The sequence below is a fragment of the Arthrobacter rhizophilus genome (assembly GCF_026241105.1).
Lineage (GTDB): Bacteria > Actinomycetota > Actinomycetes > Actinomycetales > Micrococcaceae > Arthrobacter.
Window position 1 is genome coordinate 60,516 of record NZ_JAPFFT010000023.1, and the last position, 6,563, is coordinate 67,078.

Consider the following 6,563-nt stretch of genomic DNA (forward strand, 5'->3'; position numbering starts at 1 on the left):
GTCACGCCAGACGTGCGGGCCGGCCGTCGTCGTCGAACCTTGCTCCCGCGCCCAACTGGATGAACCGCACGGTCTGGACCAGCCGCTCTTCAAGCCCACCCGGCTCCGCCCCGTTTGCCGTGTTGCCCCGCGCCGCGCTGGAGGAGAGGGTTCCGTGAATGAGCCTGGCGAGCTGCGAGACGTCGGTGGGCGGAAGGTAGCCTGCTGTGATTCCGTCGCGCAGGATGTCCTGGAGGAGCAGGTTGAGTTCGCCCACATGATCCGCCAATTTCGCAAAGGAAGCGGGGGAGAGGACAGCCGCCATCGCGGGGCCCGGTGGGAGGTGCCGGCGGCTCAGGTCTTCCACTTGGGCCCGTACGTACAGTGCCAGGCGGTCCACCGGGTTCCGCAGGGCAGCGAGGGCTTCGCGCAGGTCGCCCAGGAAGCGTTCGGTCTCGTGCAAGGCGTACGCGATCAGGAGCTGTTCCATGTCGGCGTAGTAGTTGTACACCGCGGTCCGGCCGACGCCGGCGTGCCGCGCGACGTCGGTCATGGTCAACCCGGGCAAGCCGTGGGTAAAGAGCAGCTCGCCGAAAGCAGTCAGGATCCGGCGTCGGGTTTCAGCGCGTTGCGCCGCGTTGTTGGCGGCCGTAATCCTGGGCATACAGACACTTTACAGTGATCTGTCAGCAAAGCTGGGTGCGTGCGGCGCGAGCGGAGATGCTTAGATTGCGCAGCCGTCCGGACCGCAGGCTTTGGCGTCGGAGCTCCCGACGGCGACCAGCGGATTGGCTTCCTGCCATGCCTGGGTGAGGGCCTGGGTGAAGACCTCGGCGGGCTGTGCGCCGGAGAGGCCATACTTGCGGTCGATGACGAAGAAGGGTACGCCCGTGACACCGAGCATCCGGGCTTCGGCGATGTCACCGCGGACGTCCTCTGCGTACTTGTCCGTGCTGAACAATTCCGCGACTTCGGCTTCCGGCAGGCCCAAGTCACTACCAAGCAGGGTCAGGTATTCCTGGCTTCCAATGTCCTTGCCGTGCTCGAAATGGTCGCTCAGGAGCAGCTCTTTGGCTTCGTCCTGCTTGCCATGCGCTGCTGCGAGGTGGATGAGACGGTGCGCGGTGAAGCTATTGGCCACCACGACGTCCTCGAAGCGGTAGTTGAGTCCCTCGCCTTTGCCTTGCAAGGCGACGTGATCGAACATTTGGCTGACCTGCGCGGGATCCATGCCCTTGCGCTTGCTGAGGTAATCGAGCTCGGTGCCGTCGTAGTGTTCGGGGATGCTCGGGTCCAGCTGGTAGCTGCGCCACTGGATTTCAACCGAGTCGCGGTGCGGGAATTCGGAGAGGGCCGTTTCGAACCGGCGCTTTCCGATGTAGCACCACGGGCAAGCGACGTCTGACCAGATCTCAATCTTCATGATGGCGACAACCGGGGAGCCAGGCCCGTCATTCCCGGATCGGTCTGTTGGACTGGTCACAGCACGGCATTCGCGACGCGGAAAATGGTGTGCGATGCGGAAACGGGATGGCGCTACGAGAATCCAAGTATCGCTGGGAATTCCCGGTGTCGAAGAGAACGACCCGCGTCGGAGCGCGTCCTAGAGCGCCCGCTCCATCACGAAATCATGTTCCACGGCATCGCCCAGGCGGAACGACTTGGTCCCGACCTTCCTGAATCCGCTCTTCTCGTAGAAACGGATCGCCTTGGCATTCTGGCTGTTGACGCCAAGCCACACGCCCGCCACGCCAGTCCCGGCAGCGCGGTCCAGGGTGGCCTTCATGAGCTCCGCGGCAGCACCCAGGCCGTGGTGTTCAGGATGGACGTAGCATTTGCTCAATTCCGTGGAAGGGGTCAGCGTCAGGGCCGATGCGACGTCGGTATCGCTCGCTGGGCGGGCGACGAGCATGCTGTAGCCGCGGAGTTCGCCGGCGGCGTCGATGGCCAGGATGGTGATGTCCGGATCGGCGAGGTACTCCGTGAACTTCGCCGCGCTGAGGGTTTTGCCCAGGTGCGTGGCGATGTCCTCGGGCGAGGATCCCGGCGGGCAGGCGAGCGGAAAGGTGACGGCGGCAAGCTCCGCCAGCCGTCCGGCGTCGTCCGCTGTTGCTTCACGGATTGTCTGGCTCATGCGGTCCTCTCAGGAATGCAGGCGCTGAAATGCCCCTCAAGACTGATCTTAAGGGGCATTCCAGCCAAGGATTACGACGGCGGTGGCCCACCGAACCGTTCCGCTTCCGGGAGCGCCGGGGTGCTTATGCCTGGGCTTCCTGGAGCAGGCGAAGGTCCTCTTCCGGCTGTGGATCCCTGCCCAAGGCGAGGCCGACAATGGTCACGACTGCCGTGGCCAGCAAGTACCCGGCGATCAGGAGCCAGCTGCCGGAAGCGGCGTAGAGGGCCGTGAAGATCAACGGGGCCACAGCTCCGCCGACTACTCCCGCTACGGTGTAGGCCAGGGAACTGCCGGCGTAGCGGAGCCTGGCCGGGAACTGCTCGGTGATGAAGGCTGCCTGCGGGCCGTACATGAATGCGTGCAGTCCCAGGCCGACCACGACGCCCAAAGTCAAGACCAGGACGGAACGTGACTGGATCATGAGGAAGAACAGCGGGATGTACACCGCGGTGGCCGCAGCGGTGATGCCGTAGACCAGCCGGCGATTGAACCGGTCCGTGACGGCTCCAGAGGCCGGGATCAGGATCAGTTGGAAGGCCGAGCCCACCAAGACGGCGCCCAGCACGTTGCCGGTGGTCATACCCAGCTCCTTGGTGGCATAGACAGCGACGAACACGGTGAATAGGGAGTACAAGACGTCGGGGCAGATCCGGCACAGCGCCGCGGCAAGAAGGGGACGGACCTGGGTGGTGAGGACCTCCTTGATGGGAGCCTTGGGCCGCTCGCCCGTGGCTTCGATGGCCTTGAATACCGGGGTTTCCTCTAGCTTGAGCCGGATGACCAGGCCGAAGGCAACCAGGATGGCGGAGCTGAGGAAGGCCACGCGCCAGCCCCATGCGATGAAGGCTTCGTTGCTCATGACCGCAGCCAGGACGGCAAGGGCGCCGTTGGCGAGCAGGTTGCCGGCGGGCGGGCCGATCTGGGCTGCGGAAGACCAGAATCCGCGCTTGTTGGGATTGGCGTATTCGCTGGACAGGAGCACGGCGCCGCCCCATTCGCCACCTACGCCAATGCCCTGGATCAAGCGGAGGAGGACCAGGATGATCGTGGCTCCAATGCCGATGGTGTGGTAATCCGGTAGAGCGCCGATCAGGACCGTGGCCGCACCGATGAGTACGAGGGTGATGACCAGGACATTTTTGCGTCCGATCTTGTCCCCGAGCCGGCCAAAGACGACGCCGCCGATGGGCCGGGCAAGGTAACCCACCGCGAAGGCCGAGAACGAGAGCAGGAGGCCTGTGTATTCATCGTTGCCGGGGAAGAAGATCTTGGGGAAGACGAGCGCTGAGGCAACGGAGTAGATGGCGAAGTCGTAGTACTCCAGGGAGGTGCCTGTGACGCTGGCGATGAAGGCTTTGATGGCGCCTGCCGAGGGTTTGCTGCGCCGTGTTGAACTTGGCGAAGTGGTCGCGGACATGGTTCCTCCATGGAACGTTGGGCGGGCTTTGTGATCCCGATCTCAATCGGGCCCTACACCCAATGATGCATCACATGGGAGAATTGTTCAACAATTTTTCGGCAAGGGTTCTTGGCTAGACTGCTAGGTGTTGGCGGATCCCCTCCACAATGAAGTCATGATCCTCCTGTGATGAAAGGCCCGACGCCGTGACGGCTGCGACGACTCCAACGCGGCGGACCCGCACGGGAAACGAGCCTCCAGTCACGGCATAGTCGGCGCCGAGCCACCCCACGGCGGCCGCGTCGATACCGGCGGAGGACAACCGGGCTTCGACGAGTGCGCTGCTCGCTTCCATCCGCAGCACCAGGGCGGATTTCCGCGCGATCCACGATTCCTGGTCTGGCGTGATGCCTGGCAGTGCCGCGCGGAAGAGTATGAGTCCGGGGCGCCGGATGTCGATGCCGATTGCGTGGCCGGCCGCTTGTGCCATCCCGGTGAGCCGGGAGCCGAGCCTCCAGGCGTCTGCGTGGTCGAACGATTCGAAAAGCAGTTCCTCTTCTTGACGCTTGAGCGCTTCCAATGCTTCAAGAGCGGCGATGTCGGCCATGGAGCTACCGCCCTTCCGGGTCGTAGGGTTCGAAATCAAGCTCTTGGAACTCGGACACTTCCTTCGCCCACCGGGTCTCCACGAATCCGACGTGGGCAGGATGGTCATTGTAAGAATTGAAGGCCTCCGCGCCGTCGAACTTCATTTCGAACTGAAAATTGAGTGAGCTTTTCTTTGAAATCTGGCGGGAAACTCGGAAGCCCTGAACCACGGGTATTGCGGTCAACGTGGCGACTGCTGCGTCCAGGAATTCCCGCTCCCCGGAGGAACCGGACTCGTGGATGAGGGAGAAAGCAACCGTGTGACGGATCATGGCATTCCAATCGAGGTGGGCGGCGTGGCTCTCGCAAAAGCCACTTTAGTTTTCCGGGTAGGCGACAAAAGCGAATCGGCTTGAGTCGGGCGCCCAACTGTTGACATTGAGGGTTCCTTGGCCGCCGAAGAGGGGCCACGTGCGGAGCGGAGTGGCCCAGTCGCTGGTGGAAACAACGACGACGTCGACCGGCAAGTCCGCGGGGTGGCCGACCGTGCCGCCGGGGAAGCGGATGTAGCTGGCTAGGCGCCCGTCGGGCGAGAGGTGCGGGAACCAGTCGACGGTGTCGCTGTCGAGCAAGCGTTCTGGCGTGCTGCCGTTGCCGGCCTGCATCCTGGCAAGTTGGGCGTGGCCCGGCCGATCCGTGAAGGCCTCGGTATTGAAGTACAGCCAGTCCCCGTCGGGCGAATACTCGGGACCGTCGCAGTGGCCATCGACGTTGAGCGCGGTCGCTGGTCCGCCTCCTGCCGGAATCGTGATGAGCCGGCCCGGCTGGGTGAAGTCGCCGGCTTCTATTCCGACGTAGGCGAGTGTCTGTCCGTCGGGGCTGACGCCGTGGAGGAAATGGAACCACCCGTCGTCGTCCGTGATCTTGGTGGCTTCACCGCCGTCGAGGGCTGCACGGTAGATGTGGCCGTCATTCGCCGAGAGGTAGATGTCGGCACCGTCGGGTGCGAGGACGTGGTCGTTATTGAGGTCCGGGATGCCGGTGATGGCTATCTTTTCGAGTCCTCCGGAAAGATCCAGCCTCCACAGGACACCGTCCCCGTTGAGGATGAGGGCCTCGCCATCGAGCGTCCAGTTCGGCGCCTCCAGCAGCAGATCTTCCGTGACAAAAACGAGCTCGGAAGTGCCGGTGGAAGAGGCGATCCAGACTTCGCAGCGCTGGCCGACTTGAAGCGCCCGTATCACTGTGTGGCCTCGATGGAGCGGGCCGGGAGTTCCTTGATCCGGATGTTCCGCCACCTGCATTGTGCTCCGACGCCCCAGCGGGCCTCGCCGAACATGGCATCGTTGTCGTGGACTTCGAGCGCGATGTGTCCGCTGTCGCCGAGCACCTCGTGAACGCGTCGGCGTCGTAGTTGGGGGATTGCAAAGCGGCGGTATCTAGTTCTGCGATCTTGAGGCCGTTGATCCACGTGGTGATGACGGGCATGGCGCCCACGCAGCGGATCCGCAGCTCGTTCCAGTCGTCCCAGCGCCACACGTTGAGGAAATCGTCGACGTCTGCGGCGTAGCCGAGCCGGTCACGCTTCTCTTCCGTCACTGGTTCCACAGACGTGGCCGGGTTGTCGGCCACGAGGCCGGTGGGCCGGCCGGCGTCGTCACGGACGACGTCGATCGCGAACGGAACCGCCGAGAAACTCGCCAGTCCATTGCCGAAGAAGCCGCCGATTCCACCGGATGGGCGGTGGTCCACGAGGACTTGGAATCCTTCCCAGCTGTCCCGTTGACGCCGGATCATCACGCCGGTGTCCGCAGGCCAATCGGGGCGCATCTCAAGGAGCAATTCGAAGTCCCCGAACGCCTGGTCGCTGACAAGGTAGCCGCCATACCCGCTCCCGGGAGCATCCTGCTCGCCGATCAGGACCCCATCTTCAACCTTCCAGCGGGCAGGATGCTTCTCCGGCTCCACGGGGCGCTGAAGTCCAAGGCTGTCGAAATGCTCAAGGACGCTCGGCCCACCGGGATAGACCGAACCATAAACGCGAGGCGCGGTGTGCCACCCGGTCAGGCCGACGCCGTCGAACAGCGGGTCGAACCCGTCGTTACTCACGTCGGACATCCCTTAGTCCTGGCTGAACGCGGCGTCGAAGCTGGTTTGGGAGGGCGGGTAGTCGTATTTTTTGAGGTTGGCGAGGGCTTCGGGGGCGCCGTGGAGGCGGTCCATGCCGGCGTCTTCCCATTCGATGCTGATGGGCCCGTTGTAGCCGATCGCGGTGAGGGCGCGGAAGGAGGATTCCCAGGGGACGTCGCCGCGTCCGGCGGAGACGAAGTCCCAGCCGCGGCGGGGGTCGCCCCAGGGCAGGTGGGAGCCCATGACGGTGTTGCGGCCGGTGGGGCGGAGCTTGGTGTCCTTGCAGTCCAC

At 64.0% G+C, this 6,563-nt stretch carries 9 protein-coding genes and 1 pseudogene; all 10 read right to left on the minus strand.

Annotation, left to right across the window (positions count from 1 at the left end; translation table 11 throughout):
- Position 1: 1 nt before the first annotated feature.
- On the minus strand, positions 2-643 hold the full coding sequence (locus OOZ51_RS17315) for a TetR/AcrR family transcriptional regulator (RefSeq protein WP_265981011.1): 642 nt from the start codon (positions 641-643) through the stop codon (positions 2-4).
- A gap of 60 nt (positions 644-703) precedes the next feature.
- Positions 704-1,402, minus strand: coding sequence for a DsbA family oxidoreductase (locus tag OOZ51_RS17320; protein WP_265981012.1), 699 nt, complete (start codon positions 1,400-1,402; stop codon positions 704-706).
- Between the two features lie 180 nt (positions 1,403-1,582).
- Positions 1,583-2,113 carry a GNAT family N-acetyltransferase gene (locus OOZ51_RS17325; RefSeq protein ID WP_265981013.1) on the minus strand — a complete coding sequence of 177 codons (531 nt, stop codon included), beginning with the start codon at positions 2,111-2,113 and terminating at the stop codon, positions 1,583-1,585.
- 124 nt (positions 2,114-2,237) lie between these two features.
- Positions 2,238-3,572, minus strand: a complete 1,335-nt coding sequence (locus tag OOZ51_RS17330) for an MFS transporter (protein ID WP_265981014.1) — start codon at positions 3,570-3,572, stop codon at positions 2,238-2,240.
- 115 nt (positions 3,573-3,687) lie between these two features.
- Positions 3,688-4,161: a heme-binding protein gene (locus OOZ51_RS17335; protein WP_265981015.1), complete on the minus strand. Its 474-nt coding sequence runs from the start codon at positions 4,159-4,161 to the stop codon at positions 3,688-3,690.
- A 4-nt stretch (positions 4,162-4,165) separates the two neighbouring features.
- Complete coding sequence (locus tag OOZ51_RS17340; protein ID WP_265981016.1) at positions 4,166-4,474, minus strand: Dabb family protein; 309 nt, start codon at positions 4,472-4,474, stop codon at positions 4,166-4,168.
- Between the two features lie 45 nt (positions 4,475-4,519).
- Entirely contained in the window at positions 4,520-5,386 is an 867-nt protein-coding gene (locus tag OOZ51_RS17345) for a TolB family protein (protein WP_265981017.1), read from the minus strand.
- Positions 5,383-5,532 (minus strand): hypothetical protein, encoded by a 150-nt coding sequence (locus OOZ51_RS17350; protein ID WP_265981018.1) that lies wholly within the window; start codon positions 5,530-5,532, stop codon positions 5,383-5,385. Before OOZ51_RS17350 ends, OOZ51_RS17345 begins: the two co-directional genes overlap by 4 nt.
- A 98-nt stretch (positions 5,533-5,630) precedes the next feature.
- Positions 5,631-6,260: pseudogene (locus OOZ51_RS22550) on the minus strand (3-keto-alpha-glucoside-1,2-lyase-like domain-containing protein); the annotation flags it as partial.
- Between the two features lie 3 nt (positions 6,261-6,263).
- Positions 6,264-6,563 (minus strand): sugar phosphate isomerase/epimerase family protein (locus OOZ51_RS17355; protein ID WP_265981019.1); only part of this gene is annotated, 300 nt, incomplete at its 5' end.